The sequence below is a fragment of the Streptomyces sp. NPDC001787 genome, assembly GCF_040297465.1.
Classification (GTDB): domain Bacteria; phylum Actinomycetota; class Actinomycetes; order Streptomycetales; family Streptomycetaceae; genus Streptomyces.
Genome location: NZ_JBEOZE010000001.1, coordinates 366,115 through 384,481 on the forward strand (window position 1 = coordinate 366,115; position 18,367 = coordinate 384,481).

General features: G+C 72.7%; 14 protein-coding genes. 4 read left to right on the forward strand and 10 right to left on the reverse strand.

Annotated elements, in window-relative coordinates:
- The first annotated feature begins 66 nt into the window (after positions 1 to 66).
- A complete protein-coding gene (locus tag ABT170_RS01530) occupies positions 67 to 1,725 on the forward strand; it encodes an NsdA family TPR-like regulatory protein (RefSeq protein WP_351863378.1) in 1,659 nt (552 codons plus the stop codon).
- A 49-nt stretch (positions 1,726 to 1,774) separates the two neighbouring features.
- Here ABT170_RS01530 and ABT170_RS01535 read toward each other — a convergent pair whose 3' ends face one another.
- Positions 1,775 to 3,142, reverse strand: coding sequence for an NAD(P)/FAD-dependent oxidoreductase (locus tag ABT170_RS01535; protein ID WP_329943218.1), 1,368 nt, complete (start codon positions 3,140 to 3,142; stop codon positions 1,775 to 1,777).
- A gap of 178 nt (positions 3,143 to 3,320) precedes the next feature.
- On the reverse strand, positions 3,321 to 4,220 hold the full coding sequence (locus tag ABT170_RS01540) for a TIGR01777 family oxidoreductase (protein WP_329943217.1): 900 nt from the start codon (positions 4,218 to 4,220) through the stop codon (positions 3,321 to 3,323).
- A 93-nt stretch (positions 4,221 to 4,313) separates the two neighbouring features.
- Between ABT170_RS01540 and ABT170_RS01545 the strand changes: the two genes are divergently transcribed.
- On the forward strand, positions 4,314 to 4,835 hold the full coding sequence (locus ABT170_RS01545; RefSeq protein WP_329943216.1) for a GNAT family N-acetyltransferase: 522 nt from the start codon (positions 4,314 to 4,316) through the stop codon (positions 4,833 to 4,835).
- 74 nt (positions 4,836 to 4,909) lie between these two features.
- Here ABT170_RS01545 and ABT170_RS01550 read toward each other — a convergent pair whose 3' ends face one another.
- Positions 4,910 to 5,539 (reverse strand): TetR/AcrR family transcriptional regulator, encoded by a 630-nt coding sequence (locus ABT170_RS01550; RefSeq protein ID WP_329943215.1) that lies wholly within the window; start codon positions 5,537 to 5,539, stop codon positions 4,910 to 4,912.
- A gap of 185 nt (positions 5,540 to 5,724) precedes the next feature.
- Here ABT170_RS01550 and ABT170_RS01555 point away from each other — a divergent pair, with 185 nt between their 5' ends.
- On the forward strand, positions 5,725 to 6,495 hold the full coding sequence (locus tag ABT170_RS01555) for an SDR family NAD(P)-dependent oxidoreductase (protein WP_329943214.1): 771 nt from the start codon (positions 5,725 to 5,727) through the stop codon (positions 6,493 to 6,495).
- 42 nt (positions 6,496 to 6,537) lie between these two features.
- Here ABT170_RS01555 and ABT170_RS01560 read toward each other — a convergent pair whose 3' ends face one another.
- The 7 genes from ABT170_RS01560 to ABT170_RS01590 form a co-directional block, all read right to left on the reverse strand.
- Positions 6,538 to 7,059, reverse strand: coding sequence for a DUF4240 domain-containing protein (locus ABT170_RS01560; protein WP_329943213.1), 522 nt, complete (start codon positions 7,057 to 7,059; stop codon positions 6,538 to 6,540).
- Between the two features lie 62 nt (positions 7,060 to 7,121).
- Complete coding sequence (locus ABT170_RS01565; RefSeq protein ID WP_351863382.1) at positions 7,122 to 8,096, reverse strand: helix-turn-helix transcriptional regulator; 975 nt, start codon at positions 8,094 to 8,096, stop codon at positions 7,122 to 7,124.
- Between the two features lie 105 nt (positions 8,097 to 8,201).
- The gene (gene aceE, locus ABT170_RS01570) at positions 8,202 to 10,871 is read right to left on the reverse strand and encodes a pyruvate dehydrogenase (acetyl-transferring), homodimeric type (RefSeq protein ID WP_351863384.1); all 2,670 of its coding nucleotides are present in this window, start codon (positions 10,869 to 10,871) and stop codon (positions 8,202 to 8,204) included.
- Positions 10,872 to 11,129: 258 nt separating this feature from the next.
- Complete coding sequence (locus ABT170_RS01575; RefSeq protein WP_266930044.1) at positions 11,130 to 11,753, reverse strand: GntR family transcriptional regulator; 624 nt, start codon at positions 11,751 to 11,753, stop codon at positions 11,130 to 11,132.
- 226 nt (positions 11,754 to 11,979) lie between these two features.
- A complete protein-coding gene (sucB, locus tag ABT170_RS01580) occupies positions 11,980 to 13,770 on the reverse strand; it encodes a 2-oxoglutarate dehydrogenase, E2 component, dihydrolipoamide succinyltransferase (RefSeq protein ID WP_351863386.1) in 1,791 nt (596 codons plus the stop codon).
- A gap of 61 nt (positions 13,771 to 13,831) precedes the next feature.
- Complete coding sequence (gene lpdA / locus ABT170_RS01585) at positions 13,832 to 15,220, reverse strand: dihydrolipoyl dehydrogenase (protein ID WP_329943209.1); 1,389 nt, start codon at positions 15,218 to 15,220, stop codon at positions 13,832 to 13,834.
- A gap of 325 nt (positions 15,221 to 15,545) precedes the next feature.
- Entirely contained in the window at positions 15,546 to 17,087 is a 1,542-nt protein-coding gene (locus ABT170_RS01590; protein ID WP_329943208.1) for a leucyl aminopeptidase, read from the reverse strand.
- Between the two features lie 347 nt (positions 17,088 to 17,434).
- On the opposite strand from ABT170_RS01590, the gene ABT170_RS01595 reads away from it, so the two are divergent.
- Positions 17,435 to 18,241 (forward strand): endo alpha-1,4 polygalactosaminidase, encoded by an 807-nt coding sequence (locus ABT170_RS01595; protein WP_351863389.1) that lies wholly within the window; start codon positions 17,435 to 17,437, stop codon positions 18,239 to 18,241.
- Positions 18,242 to 18,367 lie beyond the last annotated feature (126 nt).

Consider the following 18,367-nt stretch of genomic DNA (forward strand, 5'->3'; position numbering starts at 1 on the left):
CGCTAAATTCGCGCCGTTCCATTAGGGCTGCCCGCCCGGCCCCGAAGGCAGGAGACCGTACAGCTGATGTCGGAACGACCCCCGCAGCGCACCCCCAACCGCCGGCTCGCCTCACTCATCGCGGAAGCCGGGTTCTCCCACGCCGGCCTGGCCCGCCGGGTCGACCAACTCGGACTCGAACACGGCCTCGATCTGCGGTACGACAAGACCTCGGTGACCCGTTGGCTGCGGGGACAGCAGCCCCGGGGAACCACGCCCGCGCTGATCGCCGAGGTCTTCACCCGGCGACTGGGACGCCGGCTCTCCGCGCAGGACCTGGGCCTCGACGCCTGCGCGCCCGTCTACGCGGGGCTGGAGTTCGCGGCCACCCCGGCCGAGGCGGTCGACATCGTCAGCGGCCTGTGGCGCAAGGACTCCGGCAGCCACGCGGAGCTGCGCAAGATCGCTTTCACCCCGGCCGGACTGGTCGTCCCCAGCCGGGACTGGCTGATCGGCCGGGCCGACGAGTGGGCGGGCAACGGCGACACGGCACCCCGGGCCGCGGCGGCCCAGTCCACCGCGCCGCCGGGCGCTGCCCGCGGGGCCGGAGGGGCCGGAGGGCCGGGGGGAGCCGGGGTGTCCGGAGCCGCGGGGGCGGCCGGACCCGGCGGGGGCCCCGGACCGATGGGCACGGGCGGGCCGGGCTCCCACCGCTCCTCGGTGGTGGGGGGACAGCGAGGCCGCGGCGGCGCCGGTACGACCGGCCCCGGACCCGTGCGCCCACCCGTGCCGCCGGCACCGCCCGTCGTGCCGAGGCAGCGCTCCACCGACCGCGGGCCGGGGCAGCGGGTGGGCAGCGGGGACGTCGCCGCACTCCGCTCGGTCGGTGAGCTCTTCCGCACCCTCGACAACGCCTACGGCGGCGGACACGCCCGGCAGGCCCTGGTGCGGTATCTGGAGCACGAGGCCGAGCCGATGCTCCGGGGGAGCTACGGCGAGGCCACCGGGAGGCGGTTGTTCTCCGCGGCCGCGGACCTGACCCGGCTGGCGGGCTGGACCTCGTACGACATCGCCGCGCACGGTCTGGCCCAGCGCTACTTCGTCCAGGCCCTGCGGCTCGCCCAGGCCGCCGGGGACCGGGGCTACGGCGCCTACGTCCTGATCACCATGAGCCGTCAGGCGGTCTACCTCGGCCATGGCAGGGAGGCCGTCCAGCTGGCACGCGTCGCCCAGCAGGGCATCGGCTCCGCCGCGCCCCCCGTCGCCCAGGCGCTGCTGCACTCGGTGGAGGCGCGCGGGCACGGGGTGCTCGGTGAGGCACGGGCGTGCGTCGCCTCGCTGGCCCGCGCGGAGCGCGCCCTGGAGTCCGCGCGCCCCGGCGACGAGATGCCGCACTGGGCCCGGTACTTCGACGAGGCCCAGCTGGCGGACGAGTTCGGCCACTGCCACCGGGATCTCCAGCAGTACCGGGCCGCCGCGCAGCACGCGGAGCGCTCGCTCCAGCTGCGCGCCCCGGCCTATGCCCGCAGCAGGCTGTTCTGCCGGGTGGTGCTCGCCACCGCGCGGCTCGGCCTCGGCGAGCTGGACCAGGCCTGCCTGCTGGCCGCCGAGGCGGCGCAGCAGGCGTCCGAGATGCGCTCGGCCCGCGCCACGGAATATGTGCGGGAGTTCGAGCGCCGGCTGGAGCCGTACCGGGACGCGGCGGCCGTACGCGGATACCGCGACCGGGTCGCCGCCCTCGGCTGACCGGGGCCGGCCCGGCGCCCCGGCCCGGTGACGCCCCGGCGCCCGGCGCCTACGCCGCTTCGGTGAGCGTGGAGCCGTCCCCGTACTCCTTCCGTACGCCCAGGTCGGCCAGGATCGCCGCGGCAGCGCGGCGCCCCGAGTACAGCGCGCCCTGGACCGTGCTGGTGTCGCGGTGGTCACCGCAGACGTACAGCCCGGCGAGCAGCCGGACCGGGCGGCGCGGATCGTGCGGCGGCTCCATCGCGGGAACCGCCTCCGGGTCGTGATGGGCCGCCAGCAGCTCCCAGTCGTCCGTCGGGGTGCCGTACAGCGCCGCGAGATGTCTGCGGACCGAGCGGTCGAGGTCCGGCGGCGGGGTGCCGAGCACCGTCGAGGTGATGAGCGCGCGGCCCCGGGGCGCGCGTGAGGGGTCGACCTCGCTCATCACGGCGCTGTACGCGACCGGGCCCGAGCGGTCGGCGTCCAGCAGCAGCGAACGGCCCGTCGGCGGCGGGGCGGGCGCCGTGTGGTGAAGGACCGTCACCGGGCGGAAGGCCGGGATCCGCAGCCCCGGCAGCAGCTCGGCGGCGGCTCCCGCCCCGGTGGCCAGCAACAGGGAGCGGCAGTTCAGTTCACCGTGCTCCTTGGTGCGCACCGAGGTGATGTCGGCGGCCGTCACATGGACTCCCGTTCGTACGGTGCCCGGCGGCAGTGTGGCCGCCAGCAGCGCGGGCAGGGCGGCCGAGCCGCCCTGCGGCACGCAGAGCCCGCCCCGCGCGTAGCCGCGCAGGGCGAGATCGGCGCGCCGGCTCGATGTGGTGAGCTCCGGATCGCTGAGCAGCGCGGTGAGCAGCGGGCGCAGAAAGCCGTTGACCGTACGGGCGGGGAGGCCGTGGGTCGGCAGGGCGGCCAGCGCCGTCCGTTCCGGACGGCCCAGGATCCGGTCGGCCGGAACGGCGGCCAGCCGGGACAGGGCGGCCCCGAGCCGGGCGCGGTCGATGGCCTCCGCCATGGCGCCGCTCCGGGGGATGCCCCGGGCCCCGCCCCGGCCGTCGCCCCGGCCCGTGCCCTGCCGGGTGCGGGGGGCGCTCGACCGGGTGCGCACCGCTTTCAGTGCGCCCCTCGCGCTTCGTATGTCGCCGGTCCGGTGGCGGCGGCCCTCGCTGTGGACGAGGACCCCGGGGGCGAACTCCCGCAGGACCAGACCGTCCAGCCCGGGGGTGAGGCGCAGTTCGGGGTACGAGGTGCTGAGCAGGGGGCCCAGGCGATCGAGCAGGAAGCCGTCCACCTCGTGGGTTGCCAGGCGACCGCCGACCTGGGGGGCGGCCTCCAGAACTGTGACGCTGACCCCCGCGCTGGTCAGCTGATGGGCGGCTGACAGACCGGCTGTTCCGGCCCCGATGATGACCACGTCCGCGTGGTGTGCCGTGCTGAGCACATGCCCCTCCCGAGTCGGCGCGACTGGTGGGGGGCTCTTGCCCCCAACAGGCCCCCGGAATGCCGGAGTTCGGGTCGAGGCTAGGAGGATGGCCGATACAGATACAGACACGCGCGCCTGGGGGCCGGTGCACGGGGTCGCACGCGGCGCGGCGGCGGCCCCGCCACCGGGTGCCGGATCAGCGCAGGGCCGCGCGGACGGCCGCGTCGATTCCCGGGAAGGCGAAGGTGAATCCGGAGTCGAGGAGCCGCCCCGGCAGTACCCGCTGGCTGCCCAGGACGTCCTCGGCGAAGTCCCCTAGGGCGATGCGCAGCGCGGGCGCGGGGGCGGTGAAGAGCGTCGGACGGTGCAGTACGCGGCCCATCGCCGCGGTCACCTCGGCGTTGGTGACGGGATCGGGCCCGGTCAGGTTCACCGGTCCGGACAGCGTCTCCGTTTCGAGGATGTGGCGCATGGCCGCGATGTGGTCGTGCAGCGCGATGAAGCTCCAGTACTGGCGGCCGTTGCCCATCCGTCCGCCGAGTCCGGCCCTGAAGATCGGGAAGAGCCGGCCCCAGGCCCCGCCCTGGCGGGCGACCACCAGTCCGGTGCGCGCGTGCACCGTCCGTACACCGGCCTCCTCCGCGGCGGCGGTGGCCGCTTCCCACTCCTCGCACACGGAGGGCAGGAAGCCCTCGCCGGGCGGGGCGCTCTCGTCCACCGCACGGTCCCCGGTGTCGCCGTAGAAACCGATGGCGGACCCGGACAGCAGGATCTTCGGGGGAGTGTCGAGCGAGGCGACGGCCTCGGCGATCGCGGCGGTGCCCAGCACCCTGCTGTCGCGGATCTCCCGCTTGTACGCCTCGGTCCAGCGGCGGTCGCCGACCCCGGCCCCGGCGAGATGGACGACGGCGTCGCAGCCGACCAGGCCGGCCACGTCCACATAACCCCGTCCGGGGTCCCACTCCACCTCGTCGCCCGCCCGCGCCGGACGCCGGACCAGGCGGGTGACCTCGTGTCCGTCGGCCCGCAGCGAGCGCACCAGCGCCGCTCCGATGAGTCCGGACGATCCGCTCACGGCGATTCGGGTGCGCAGCATGGGCCCATCCTGCCCCATGGATCACACGGAACCCCGGTGGATCACGCGGAAACCCCGTGGATCCCACGGATCGCGGCGTGGCACAGTGATGCCATGGACTCGCTCCCGCTCCGCCCCGTCCGTCACGCGGTGCTCGCCGACGGCGACGCGCTGGGGGAGCTCGACCGGGCCACCTGGTCGACGCTGCACGCCGTTCAGCCGAAGCCCCAGCCGCCGTACGAGCCGTTCTACGACGAGCGGCACCGGCCCGGGGACTTCCTCGTGGCGGAGGCGCACAGCGCTGCCGAAGGGCTCCGCATCGCCGGGTACATCCGGCTCGTGCCGCCCACCCCGCTGGCCTGCAACGCGCATGTGCGGCAGATACAGGGCCTGGCCGTCGCCGACTGGGCGCGCGGCAACGGTGTCGCGCGGGCCCTGCTGCGGGCCGCCTGCGCCGAGGCGCGGCGTCAGGGCGCGAACCGCGTCACCCTGCGGGTGCTCGGCCACAACACCCCGGCCCGTGCCCTGTACGCCTCGGAGGGCTTCGTCGTGGAGGGCGTGCTGAGCGGGGAGTTCTTCCTGCACGGGCGTTATGTCGACGACGTTCTGATGGGGCGTTCGCTGACGGCCGGCTGACTGCTTCCCGGCGGCCTTCCGGTGGGCCGGGCCGGACGTGACGTTCCGGTCGCGGCGGCCGGCGGGGGGCCGGATCAGCCCTTGAAGAGCCGTGTTCCGCCCATGAGTTCATGCAGGCAGCGCACCGCGAGCGCGGCCGGTGAACCGTCGCCGGTCGCCGGTGCGTCCGTGCCGGCCCAGGCCTCCAGCGCCACCCGTACCGCGGCGGTGGCGGCCGCCGCCGCGAGCCGCACCTCCAGCGGGTCCGCGCCCTCGCCCGCCAGCCGGGTGAGCACCGGGAGCAGCCGCTCCTCGGAATCCTGATTGACCCGGTACCAGACCGCGCGCAGCGCCGGATCTCCGTCGGCGGCCCGGAGCAGACCGCGCGTCCAGGTGAGCTGCTCGACCGCGGAGGCGTCCGGCGCGGCCAGTGAGTCGCTGACGGCGCGCTCCAGGGCCTCGGCGAACGGGGATCCGGGCTCGGCCGCTTCGAGCAGGTCCCGCCAGCGCTCGGCGCCGCCGGACAGCAGGGGACCCACCGCGTCCTGCTTGGACCGGAAGTACCGGTAGAAGGTGCGCAGCGCCACGCCCGCCCGGTGGGCGATGTCCTCGGCCGTGGTGCCGTCCGGTCCGCGCTCCGCGAAGAGCGCGGCGGCCGCCCGCGCGATGTCCAGCTGGGTGGCGGCCTTGCGGCGTTCGGTGAGGGACGGCTGCTGAGGGCTCATTCCCAGCAGATTACCCCGGTGGGCGGGGTGCGGGCGGAATACGAATGCACGTAATGCCGTTATGGCAAAACGTGCCACCTAGACGTACGGTGGACATGAATCGGGACGTCCAGCCGGATATCCCTCGGGAACGTCATCGGACATCCGGCGCACTCGCCGGCGGGTCCGGGATCGGGAGACACCACATGAACCGCTACGAAGGCCGCCGCGTCCTCATCACCGGCGGCGGCTCCGGCATCGGCCGGGCCACCGTCCACCGCGTCCTGGCCGAGGGCGGCCGTGTCGTCGCCGCCGACGTCAACGCGGCCGGGCTGGCGGAGACCTACGGGACCGCGGTGACCGACGGCACCGCCGAGCGCCTGACCACCCTGTCCCTGGACATCTCCGACGAGGCGTCGGTACGCGCCGGTGTCGCCTCCGCGCTCGACACCCTCGGCGGCCTGGACGTCCTGGTGAACGCGGCCGGGATCCTGCGTTCCGAGCACACGCACAAGACCACGCTGGAGTTCTTCAACAAGATCATCGCGGTCAACCTCACCGGCACGTTCCTGATGGTCCGCGAGACGATCGGGGCCCTGCTGGAGGGCGACGGGCCGGTCGTCGTGAACTTCTCCTCCACCTCGGCCGCCTTCGCGCACCCGTACATGGCGGCCTACGCCGCGAGCAAGGGCGGCATCCAGTCGATGACCCACGCCCTGGCCGGCGAGTACAGCAAGCAGGGGGTGCGGTTCGTCGCCGTCGCGCCCGGCTCGATCTCGTCCGACATGACCAGCGGCAACGGCCCGGGTCTGCCCGCCGACGCCGACATGTCGCTCTTCGCGAAGCTCTCCCCGGCCCTCGGCGCGGGCTTCGCCAGCCCGGACACCGTGGCGGGCGTCGTCGCGATGCTCGGCTCCGAGGACGGGGCGTTCATCACCGGTACGGAGATCCGCATCGACGGCGGAACCCACTTCTGATCCCGGCGGGCCCCGGGCTGACCCGGGGCGCCCGCCCCCGGGTCAGCCCGCGCCGAAGCGGTCCCACAGCAGGGGGAAGCGCGCCGCCAGGGCGGCGTCGTCCTCGAAGCTCACCGGGGTGCCCCCGGGATCCGTGGCCTGCGGCGGAAGCCCCAGGTCCGGCGCGACCACGCCGGTGAGCTGTTCGTACGCCTCGTCGGCGGCGTAGCCCAGGTCCTCGGCATCCCCGTCGAGCTCCTCGTCGAAGTCGTCGAGCAGCTCGGCGAGGCTGTCCGGATCGTGCAGCGCGCCCTCGAAGACCTCCCGGCCCTGGCCGATCAGCCAGCACCGGAAGTAGTCGAACGCGTCGTCGCTCGCCCCGCCGAGCAGCACGGTGGCGGCGCCCCACAGATCCCAGCGGTACGCGCGGTTGTAGCGGGCCTCGAAGTGCCGGGCGAAGTCCAGCACGGAATCGGGATCGAGCTGCACCAGCCGTTCCACCAGCAGGTCGGCGTGGTCCTCGGGGTCGCCCTCGGCGGCCTCGCGGGTGCTGTCGATGAGCTCCCAGAATTCCGTCTCGTCCATCACGGGTCCAGCATCGTGCCTGGTGGCGGGCGACGCACGCGGAGACACCGAAATGAAGCCTTTCAGCGATAGAGCTCGCGCAGCCGTTCGGCGGCCTCGGCGAAGCGGACGCGGAACCCGGGCGGATCCAGGACCTCCAACTCGGGCCCGAGCGCCAGCAGCTGGCCGTACGCCACGTCCAGCGACTCGACCGGCAGGGTGACCGTGCGCCACCCGTCCGCGTCCGGGGGCCCGGCGGCGTCCAGCGCCTCCCGGGCGGCGGCCCGGTCGCCCGTGTGCGCCAGGTGCCGGGCGCCCGCGCCGGACACCCGTACCGTCACCTCCGTACGCAGCAGGGAGCGGGCGAACTGCGCCGCCCGCTCGTCCCAGAAGCCGGGCAGGTCGAAGCCCTCGTCGCGGGCGAAGCGCTCATGCGCCGGTGTCACGGAGGTGAAGCGGTCGATCCGGTACACCCGGAAGTCCTCCGCCACCCGGGCGCAGAGGTACCAGACCCCGGCCTTGAGGACGAGACCGTACGGGGCCATGTCCCGCTCCACCTCCGCGCCGTCCTCGCCGCCCTTGCGGTAGCGGGCCCGGACGAGACGGTCGTCCCAGACGGCCTCGGCCACGGCGGGCAGCAGTTCGGGGGTGGCCGGTTCGTGGTACCAGCGCGGGGCGTCCAGATGGAAGCGCTGGGCGGCGGAGTCGGAGGCGTCCCGCAGCGAGGGCAGCAGGGCCGCCGACACCTTCAGCCGGGCGGCGGACGCGGCGTCCTCCAGGCCCATCTCCCGCAGCGCGGAGGGGAGCCCGGAGAGGAAGAGTGCCTCGGCCTCGTTACGGGCGAGCCCGGTGAGGCGCGTGCGGTACCCGCCGATGAGCCGGTAGCCGCCGGCCCGGCCCCGGTCCGCGTACACCGGGACGCCCGCCTCGGAGAGCGCCTGGGCGTCCCGGGTGACCGTCCGCTCCGACACCTCCAGCTCCCTGGCCAGTTCGGCGGCGGTCATGGTGGGACGGGACTGGAGGAGCAGCACCATCTTGATCAGCCGGGCAGCGCGCATGGGCCCATTGTCGCCGCACGGCGAAGCCCCCGGCCGTCGGGCGTGCGCGACCGGCGCGCACACCCGATGACCGGGGGCTGTCGAGGACCCGGGGGCCGTGGGGGCTCAGAGCCCGTAGCGCTCCCGGGCCTCCTTGACCGCGGACGCGGTGACCTCGCCGCGGCGGGCCAGCTGGGCCAGGGCCGCGACCGTGATCGACTCGGCGTCGACACCGAAGTGGCGGCGGGCCGCGTCACGGGTGTCGGAGAGGCCGAAGCCGTCCGTGCCGAGCGAGGACCAGTCCTGCTCCACCCACTGGCTGATCTGGTCCGGGACCTGACGCATCCAGTCGCTGACCGCGAGCACCGGGCCCGGCGCACCGGAGAGCGCCTGGGTCACGTACGGCACCTGCTGCTCGCCGCGGAGCAGCGCCTCGTCGGACGCCAGCGCGTCGCGGCGCAGCTCGCCCCACGAGGTGGCGGACCAGACGTCGGCCGTGACACCCCAGTCGGCGGCCAGCAGCTCCTGGGCCCTCAGGGCCCAGTGGATGGCCGTACCCGAGGCGAGCAGCTGGAGGCGCGGCGCGTCCGCCGTGACGGGCGTGCCCTCCTTGAAGCGGTACAGGCCCTTGAGGATGCCCTCCTCGACGCCCTCGGGCATCGCGGGCTGGGCCTTCGGCTCGTTGTAGACCGTCAGGTAGTAGAAGACGTCCTCCGGCGCGGGGCCGAACATCCGGCGCAGACCGTCCTTGACGATCACCGCGATCTCGTACGCGAACGCCGGGTCGTAGTTGAGCGACGCCGGGTTCGTGGACGCGATCAGGTGCGAGTGGCCGTCCGCGTGCTGGAGACCCTCACCCGTGAGCGTCGTGCGGCCCGCCGTGGCACCGACGATGAAGCCCTTGCCGAGCTGGTCGGCGAGCTGCCACATCTGGTCGCCGGTCCGCTGCCAGCCGAACATCGAGTAGAAGATGTAGAAGGGGATCATCGTCTCGCCGTGCGTCGCGTACGACGTGGAGGCGGCGATGAAGTCGGCCATGGCCCCGGCCTCGGTGATCCCCTCGTTGAGGATCTGGCCGTCCTTGGCTTCCTTGTAGTACATCAGCTGGTCGCGGTCGACCGGGTCGTACGTCTGGCCCAGCGGGGAGTAGATGCCGGCCGAGGGGAACAGCGACTCCATACCGAAGGTACGGGCCTCGTCCGGGACGATCGGCACCCAGCGCCTGCCGGTCTCCTTGTCCCGCATCAGGTCCTTCACCAGGCGTACGAACGCCATGGTGGTGGCCATCTCCTGCTTGCCGGAACCCTTGTACAGCGCCTTGAACGCACGCTCCTCCGGCTGCGGCAGGGACACCATGTGCGTCCGGCGGGCCGGGGCGGGGCCGCCGAGTTCGGCGCGCCGCTCCTGGAGGTAACGGACCTCGGGGGAGTCGGCGCCGGGGTGGCCGTAGGGCACCAGGCCGTCCGCGAAGGCGCTGTCCGGGATCGGGAGTCCGAGCAGCTCGCGCATGTCCTTGAACTCGTCGACGGACAGCTTCTTCATCTGGTGGTTGGCGTTCTTGGACTCGAAGCCCTTGCCGAGCGTGTAGCCCTTCACCGTCTGCGCGAGGATCACGGTCGGCGCGCCCTTGTGCGCGAGAGCCGCGCGGTAGGCCGCGTACACCTTGCGGGCCTCGTGGCCGCCGCGGGAGGTGTAGAAGCACTCGGCGATCTTCGCGTCGGTCAGCAGCTTCGCCAGCTCGGCGAGCGCGGGCTCGGTGCCGAAGAAGTGCTCACGGATGTACGGGACATCGCGGGTGGCGTACGTCTGGAACTGCGCGTCCGGGACCTCGCGGAGCCGGCGGATCAGCGCACCCGTGGTGTCCAGCTGGAACAGCTCGTCCCACGCGTTGCCCCAGAGCGTCTTGACGACGTTCCAGCCGGCACCGCGGAACGCGCCCTCCAGCTCCTGGACCACGCGGAAGTTGGCGCGGACCGGACCGTCGAGGCGCTGGAGGTTGCAGTTGATGACGAAGGTCAGGTTGTCCAGCTGCTCGCGCGCCGCGAGGGCGAGGGCCGCGGTCGCCTCGGGCTCGTCCATCTCGCCGTCGCCCAGGAAGGCCCAGACGTGCGAGCCCGACGTGTCCTTGATGCCGCGGTTGGCCAGATAGCGGTTGAAGCGCGCCTGGTAGATGGCCGAGAGCGGGCCGAGGCCCATCGACACGGTGGGGAACTCCCACAGCCAGGGCAGCCGCCGCGGGTGCGGGTAGGACGGCAGACCGTCGCCGCCCGTCTCCTGGCGGAAGTTGTCCAGCTGCCGCTCGCTGAGCCGGCCGTCGAGGAAGGCGCGGGCGTAGATGCCGGGGGAGGCGTGGCCCTGGATGTAGAGCTGGTCGCCGGAGCCGTCCCCCTCCTTGCCGCGGAAGAAGTGGTTGAAGCCGGTCTCGTACAGCCAGGCGGCCGAGGCGAAGGTGGCGATGTGGCCGCCGACGCCGGCGCGGGCGCCGCGGGTGACCATCGCGGCCGCGTTCCAGCGGTTCCAGGCGGTGATCCGGGATTCCATCTCCAGGTCGCCGTCGAACGCGGGCTCGGCGGCGGTGGGGATGGAGTTGACGTAGTCGGTCTCCAGCAGCTTGGGCAGCGCGAGACCGGCGCCCTCGGCGTGCTGGAGCGAACGGCGCATCAGGTATGCGGCGCGGTGCGGGCCCGCGGCCTTGGTGACGGCGTCCAGGGAGGCCGCCCATTCGGCGGTCTCCTCGGGGTCACGGTCCGGGAGCTGGTCGAGCTCGCTCGGAAGCTTTCCTACGGGGTCGGTCATGATCGCCGCCTTCCGGAGAGGAGGGGGGTGGAGAAAGGCCCTGGCTGGCAGGACAGGGCGAATGGGGCCGGTGGGCCCGCGGAGTGAACTGTAAGTCGCTGATCGATGATCGATCAAAGGATTGAAGGCAAAACTTCTCGATCTGAAGAAAAGTGGCATGGGGTGCCGCGAAAGGGGGCACGGAGTGACGGGTCAAATGGCACATAAGGGGTGGTCGGCCGCACGGTCGAGCGCCCCTCGGCGCAGATGATCGGAGGCTCAGGCGCGCGGCGCGCAGCCCAGGACATGCGCCTTCGCCAGCAGCCCGATCTGCGGGTCCTGCCGCAGGAACGCCTCGACGAGCGCCTCGTGCTCCTCCGCGTACGACTTCTGCACCGTGCCCAGCCAGCGGATGGACAGGGCCGTGAACACCTCGATGCCCAGCCCCTCCCAGGTGTGCAGCAGTACGGCGTTCCCGGCGGCCCGCACCATCTCCCGGTGGAAGGCCACTGTGTGCCGCACCTGGGCCTCCCCGTCGGCCAGCCGGTCCGCCTCGTACAGGGCCGCCACATGGGGCGTCAGCGCCGAGCAGTCCTCGCCCAGCACCCCGGCCGCCAGCTCCGCCGCGATCTGCTCCAGCCCCGCCCGTACGGGGTAGCTCTCCTCCAGGTCGGCGGCGGTGAGATTGCGGACCCGGACGCCCTTGTTGGGCGCCGACTCGATCAGCCGCAGCGTCTCCAGTTCCCGCAGCGCCTCGCGCACGGGCGTCTGGCTGACCTCCAGCTCGGTGGCGATGCGCCGCTCCACGATCCGCTCGCCCGGCTTCCAGCGCCCGCTGACGATCCCGTCCACGATGTGCTCGCGGATCTGTTCGCGCAGCGAGTGGACGACTGGCGGGGTCATGGGGTGCTCCTTCTGGGCAAACCGGTGCTGCCTACACCAGCACGGCGGCAGGGGTGAGCGGCGGTGGGGAGACCGTCCGGCCCGCGGGCGCCGTTCACGGCGGGTCCTGGCCGGTGCCGGTCGGTCTCGGACAGTGCCGGTCGGTCTTAGACAATACGGCGGCGCCCCCGCCCGGAGGAGTTCCGGACAGGGGCGCCGCTGGTGAGGCTGGTTACAGACGGGTCGTTCAGAGGCCGAGCTCGACCTCGAACTCACCGGCCTCCAGGATCGCCTTGACCGTGGTCAGGTAGCGGGCGGCGTCCGCGCCGTCCACCAGACGGTGGTCGTAGGAGAGCGCGAGGTACGTCATGTCGCGCACCGCGATCGTCTCGCCGAGGTCCGGGTGGTCGATGACCACCGGACGGCGGACCGTGGCACCGATGCCCAGGATGGCTGCCTGGTTCGGGGGCACGATGACGGTGTCGAACAGCGCACCGCGCGAACCGGTGTTGCTGATCGTGAAGCTGGCACCGGACATGTCGTCCGGGGTCAGGCCGCCACCGCGGGCCTTGCCGGCCAGCTCGGCGGTCTTCTTCGAGATACCGGCGATGTTCAGGTCGCCCGCACCCTTGATGACCGGGGTCATCAGACCCTTCTCGGCGTCCACGGCGATGCCGATGTTCTCCGAGTCGAAGTACGTGATGGTGCCCTCGTCCTCGTTGATCCGGGCGTTGACGACCGGGTGGGCCTTCAGCGCCTGGGCCGCCGCCTTCACGAAGAACGGCATCGGGGACAGCTTGACGCCCTCACGGGCGGCGAAGGCGGCCTTCGCCTGGTTGCGCAGCTTCATCAGCTTCGTGATGTCGACCTCGACGACCGTGGTCAGCTGGGCCTGCGAGTGCAGCGCCTTCATCATGTTGTCGCCGATGACCTTGCGCATACGGGTCATCTTGACCGTCTGACCGCGCAGCGGGGAAGCCTCCAGCTTCGGCGCCTTGGCGGCTGCGGGAGCCGCGGGCGCCGGAGCGGCGGCGGCGGCCCTGGCGGCCTCCGCGGCGGCGACGACGTCCTGCTTGCGGATACGGCCACCGACACCGGTGCCCTTGACCGCGCCCAGGTCGACACCGTTCTCGGAGGCGAGCTTGCGGACCAGCGGCGTGACGTACGCGCCGTCGTCACCCGAGGGTGCGGCCGGAGCCACCGGGGCCGGGGCGACGGGGGCGGGCGCCGGAGCGGCGACCGGGGCCGGGGCGGCGGGAGCCACCGGGGCCGGAGCGGCCGGAGCGGCCACGGGAGCCGGAGCCGGGGCGGCCGGAGCCGGAGCCGGAGCCGGAGCGGCCGGTGCCGGTGCCGGAGCGGCGGCGGGGGCCGGAGCGGCCGGTGCCGGGGCGGCGGCCGGAGCCGTCCCCGCGGCACCGATGACGGCGAGCTTGGCGCCGACCTCGGCGGTCTCGTCCTCGGCGACCACGATCTCCAGCAGCACACCCGCGACGGGGGCCGGGATCTCGGTGTCGACCTTGTCCGTGGAGACCTCCAGGAGGGGCTCGTCCTCCGCGACCTCCTCGCCGACCTCCTTCAGCCAGCGGGTGACGGTGCCCTCGGTGACGCTCTCGCCGAGCGCGGGGAGGGTGACGTCGGTACCGGCGGCGCCACCGGCCGGAGCGGCGGGTGCCTCGGCCGCGGGGGCCGGAGCGGCGGCGGGTGCCTCGGCCACCGGGGCCGGAGCCTCGGCGGCGGGGGCGGGGGCCGGAGCGGCGGGTGCCTCGGCTGCCGGAGCGGCGGCCGGGGCCGGTGCTCCGGTGCCGTCGTCGATGACGGCCAGCTCGGCGCCGACCTCGACGGTCTCGTCCTCGGCGACCTTGATGGAGGCGAGGATGCCGGACGCGGGCGCCGGGATCTCGGTGTCGACCTTGTCGGTCGAGACCTCGAGCAACGGCTCGTCGGCCTCGACGCGCTCGCCCTCGGCCTTCAGCCAGCGGGTGACAGTGCCCTCGGTGACGCTCTCGCCGAGCGCCGGAAGGGTTACGGAAACCGACATGGTTTCAGTTGCTCCTTACGAAAATGCGGAAGTGGTCGGTCGTCGCGCCCGGGACTGAGGATCAGTCGTGGGAGTGGAGAGGCTTGCCGGCCAGAGCCAGGTGGGCCTCGCCCATGGCCTCGTTCTGCGTCGGGTGGGCGTGGATGAGCTGCGCGACCTCGGCGGGCAGCGCCTCCCAGTTGTAGATCAGCTGCGCTTCGCCGACCTGCTCGCCCATGCGGTCACCGACCATGTGGACGCCGACCACGGCACCGTCCTTGACCTGGACGAGCTTGATCTCGCCCGCGGTCTTCAGGATCTTGCTCTTGCCGTTGCCCGCGAGGTTGTACTTGAGGGCGACGACCTTGTCCGCACCGTAGATCTCCTTGGCCTTGGCCTCGGTGATACCGACGGAGGCGACCTCGGGGTGGCAGTACGTCACCTTCGGCACGCCGTCGTAGTCGATCGGGACGGTCTTGAGACCGGCCAGCCGCTCCGCCACCAGGATGCCCTCGGCGAAGCCGACGTGCGCGAGCTGGAGGGTCGGGGCCAGGTCGCCCACGGCCGAGACGGTCGGGACGTTGGTCTGCATGTACTCGTCGACGAGGACATAGCCGCGGTCCATCGCGACGCCGGCCTCCTCGTAGCCCAGGCCCTGCGAGACCGGGCCGCGGCCGATGGCGACCAGAAGCAGCTCGGCCTCGAAGGTCTTGCCGTCGGCCAGGGTCACGCGGACGCCGTCCTGCGTGTACTCGGCCTTCTCGAAGAACGTACCGAGGTTGAACTTGATGCCGCGCTTGCGGAACGCGCGCTCAAGAAGCTTCGAGCTGTTCTCGTCCTCGACCGGGACGAGGTGCTTCAGGCCCTCGACGATGGTGACCTCGGTGCCGAAGGACTTCCACGCGGAGGCGAACTCGACGCCGATGACGCCGCCGCCCAGCACGATGGCGGACTTCGGGACCCGGTCCAGCTTCAGCGCGTGGTCCGAGGAGATGATCCGGTTGCCGTCGATCTCCAGGCCCGGCAGCGACTTCGGCACGGAGCCGGTCGCCAGGAGCACGTGGCGGCCCTGGACGCGCTGGCCGTTCACGTCCACCGAGGTGGGCGACGAGAGCCGGCCCTCACCCTCGATGTAGTGGACCTTGCGCGAGGCGATGAGACCCTGCAGGCCCTTGTACAGGCCGGAGATCACCTCGTCCTTGTACGCGTGGACGGCCTCGATGTCGATGCCCTCGAAGGTCGCCTTGACGCCGAACTGGCCGGCCTCGCGTGCCTGGTCGGCGATCTCGCCGGCGTGCAGCAGCGCCTTCGTGGGAATGCAGCCGTTGTGCAGGCAGGTGCCGCCGACCTTGCCCTTCTCGATCAGGGCGACGTCCAGGCCCAGCTGCGCTCCGCGCAGGGCCGCGGCGTACCCGCCGCTGCCACCGCCGAGGATCACTAGGTCGAAAACGGTGCTGGCGTCGTTCGCCACGTCACGTCCTCCATGCATGTGCGCCGTACGCCGGGCCCCGTCGCTGGGGTGTGACCGGCCGGTCGGCTGGTGTTCGGCCGCTTTGTTGTTCGGCCCTGTGGTGGGGGCCCTGTCCTGCCGAGAACCCATCTTCGCACTTGTTGACGGTGGGCGGGACGCGGGGCCCGGGTCTGGGACGGATGATCGTCCGTCCCGGACGGTTACCGCTGCGTGGAGACGTACGGATTTCGTCGAGAGCGAAACCCGCCCGGACCGTGCGGCGATACCGACGGAAGAACACATACGGCCCCGGACATATGCCCGGGGCCGTACGACGCCGGCTGACTCAGCCGAGGTCTCCGGCGGCGGTGCGCTCGGCCAGCCGCACCAGGGTGCGGACCGCGGAACCGGTGCCGCCCTTGGGCGTGTAACCGTACGGCGCGCCCTCGTGGAAGGCCGGACCGGCGATGTCCAGGTGCGCCCAGGCGATGCCCTCGCCCACGAACTCCTGGAGGAACAGACCGGCCACCAGGCCGCCGCCCATCCGCTCGCCCATGTTGGCGATGTCGGCGGTCGGGGAGTCCATGCCCTTGCGCAGGTCGGCGGGGAGCGGCATCGGCCAGGAGGCCTCGCCGACCTCCTCGGCGATCTCGTGGATGGAGGTACGGAAGGCGTCGTCGTTCGCCATGATGCCGAACGTGCGGTTGCCGAGCGCCAGCACCATCGCGCCGGTCAGGGTCGCCACGTCGACGATCGCGTCCGGCTTCTCCTCCGAGGCGCGGGTCAGCGCGTCGGCGAGCACCAGGCGGCCCTCGGCGTCCGTGTTGAGCACCTCGACGGTCTTGCCGCTGTACATGCGCAGCACGTCACCCGGGCGGGTGGCGTTGCCGGACGGCATGTTCTCGGCGAGCGCCAGCCAGCCGGTGACGTTGACCTGGAGGCCGAGACGGGCGGCCGCGACGACGGCGGCGAACACGGCGGCGGCGCCGCTCATGTCGCACTTCATCGTCTCGTTGTGGCCGGCCGGCTTCAGCGAGATGCCGCCCGAGTCGTAGGTGATGCCCTTGCCGACGAGGGCCAGGGTCTTCTCCGCCTTCGGGTGCGTGTAGGCGAGCTTCACCAGGCGGGGGCCGTGGGACGAGCCCTGGCCGACGCCCAGCAGACCGCCGAAGCCGCCCTTGACGAGCGCCTTCTCGTCGAGGATCTGCACCTTGATGCCGTGCTCCTTGCCGGCGGCGGTGGCCACGGCGGCGAAGGACTCGGGGTACAGGTCGTTCGGCGGGGTGTTGATCAGGTCGCGGGCGCGGTTGATCTCCTCGGCGAGGGCGACGGCGCGCTCGGCGGCGGCCTTGAACGCCTTGTCGCGCGGCTTGGCGCCGAGCAGCGCCACCTCGGCGAGCGGCTGCTTCGGACCGCTGTCCTTCTTGCCCTTGGGAGCGAGCTTGTTCTCGCCGCCCTGGTAGGCGGTGAAGGCGTACGCGCCGAGCAGCGCGCCCTCGGCGACGGCCTCGGCGTCCTCGACGGACTCGGCCGGCAGGGCGAAGCCGGCCTTCTTCGAACCGGTCAGCGCGCGGGCGGCGCTGCCCGCGGCCCGGCGCAGCGCCTCGGAGTCGTACGCGTCGTCCTTGTCCGGGACCGGACCGAGACCGACCGCGATGACGACCGGGGCCTTGAGGCCGGACGGCGCGGGGAGCTTGGTCACTTCGCCCTCGGCACCTGTGGCACCCAGGGTCTCCAGGACGGTGGCGAGCTTTCCGTCGAACGCCTTGTCCACGGCCTCGGCGCCCGGTGCCAGGACCGGGCCCTTGGCACCCTTCGCGACGCCGACGACGAGTGCGTCGGCGCGCAGCGTCGCCGCGCCGGAGGTGCTGAGAGTGAGAGCAGTCACGGTGGTGAAATCTCGCTTCCGTTGAGTTCTGAGTCGGTCGAGGGGTGGGCCGACCGTGCCCGGCGCATCGTAGACGCCGCCGCAATGTGCCGGGAATGAGCCTACGCGCGCCTTTCCTGTTGGATAACGGCGGCGGGCCGTTCCCGGTCCGGTCCGCCCCCGCCGCGGTGCTCCGGCGCGCCTCCGGCGGTCCTCCCCGCCGGGCGGGGCCGGAGGGAACGCGGCCCCGCAGTAGGGTCGTTGTTCCGGCCGGTGCCGGGCAGGCCGAGAAGCCGGGAGAAACCGGGAGAAGCGGGGGAACGGTGCGGGGCTGGGGTGGGGCAGAGGGTACGGGGCGGTGGTCGCCGGTGCCCGTCACCGTACTGATTCTGCTGGTCCTGCTCTCCGGCTGTACCCCGGGGCGGCCGGAATCCGGCCCCGAGGAGGGCTCCGGATCCGCCCGTCCGGACACCGGATCCCGCTGGCGTCCGGAGCCGGGCCTGGACTGGCAGTGGCAGCTTTCCGGCCGGCTCGATCCGACGGTCGACGTCCCGGTGTACGACATCGACGGCTTCGATCACGACGCGGCGGCGGTCGCCGCTCTGCACCGCCGGGACCGCAAGGTGATCTGCTACCTCTCCACCGGCGCCTGGGAGGACTTCCGCCCGGACGCCGGGAAGTTCCCCGCCGCGGTGCTCGGCCGGGGCAACGGCTGGGAGGGCGAGCGCTGGTTCGACATCCGCGCCGTCGACATCCTGGAGCCGCTGATGGAGGCCCGGATCGCCATGTGCGCGAAGAAGGGCTTCGACGCCGTGGAGCCGGACAACATGGACGGCTACCGCAACCGCACTGGCTTTCCGCTCACCGCCGCCGACCAGTTGCGCTACAACCGCCTCATCGCCCGCATCGCCCACCGCCACGGGCTCGCCGTGGGACTGAAGAACGACCTGGACCAGATCCCGCAGCTGGTGGGGGACTTCGACTTCGCGGTCAACGAACAGTGCGCCCAGTTCGGGGAATGCGGGGATCTCACCCCGTTCATCGAGGCGGGCAAGGCCGTCTTCCACGTCGAGTACGAGCTGCCGGTGGCCCGGTTCTGCCCGGACTCCCGGCGACTGGGGCTGAGCTCCCTGCTCAAGAAGTACGAGCTCGGCGTCTGGCGGAAGGCCTGCTGACCGGAGCCCGGGGCGCGGAGCCCGGGGGCGCGAGGCGCGGAGTCTGGGGCGCGGTTCCGCTTCCGCTTCCGCTTCCGGTTCTGCCTCCGGTTCCGGTTCCGCTTCGGGTTCCCGTTCCGGTTCTGG

What these genes read in the sequence shown, in the direction of transcription:
- ABT170_RS01530 (WP_351863378.1), top strand. Translation starts at nt 67, where the DNA reads ATGTCGGAACGACCCCCGCAGCGCACCCCCAACCGCCGGCTCGCCTCA.
- ABT170_RS01540 (WP_329943217.1), bottom strand. Translation starts at nt 4,220, where the DNA reads ATGCTGCGCACCCGAATCGCCGTGAGCGGATCGTCCGGACTCATCGGA.
- ABT170_RS01545 (WP_329943216.1), top strand. Translation starts at nt 4,314, where the DNA reads ATGGACTCGCTCCCGCTCCGCCCCGTCCGTCACGCGGTGCTCGCCGAC.
- ABT170_RS01550 (WP_329943215.1), bottom strand. Translation starts at nt 5,539, where the DNA reads ATGAGCCCTCAGCAGCCGTCCCTCACCGAACGCCGCAAGGCCGCCACC.
- ABT170_RS01555 (WP_329943214.1), top strand. Translation starts at nt 5,725, where the DNA reads ATGAACCGCTACGAAGGCCGCCGCGTCCTCATCACCGGCGGCGGCTCC.
- ABT170_RS01560 (WP_329943213.1), bottom strand. Translation starts at nt 7,059, where the DNA reads ATGGACGAGACGGAATTCTGGGAGCTCATCGACAGCACCCGCGAGGCC.
- ABT170_RS01565 (WP_351863382.1), bottom strand. Translation starts at nt 8,096, where the DNA reads ATGCGCGCTGCCCGGCTGATCAAGATGGTGCTGCTCCTCCAGTCCCGT.
- aceE (WP_351863384.1), bottom strand. Translation starts at nt 10,871, where the DNA reads ATGACCGACCCCGTAGGAAAGCTTCCGAGCGAGCTCGACCAGCTCCCG.
- ABT170_RS01575 (WP_266930044.1), bottom strand. Translation starts at nt 11,753, where the DNA reads ATGACCCCGCCAGTCGTCCACTCGCTGCGCGAACAGATCCGCGAGCAC.
- sucB (WP_351863386.1), bottom strand. Translation starts at nt 13,770, where the DNA reads ATGTCGGTTTCCGTAACCCTTCCGGCGCTCGGCGAGAGCGTCACCGAG.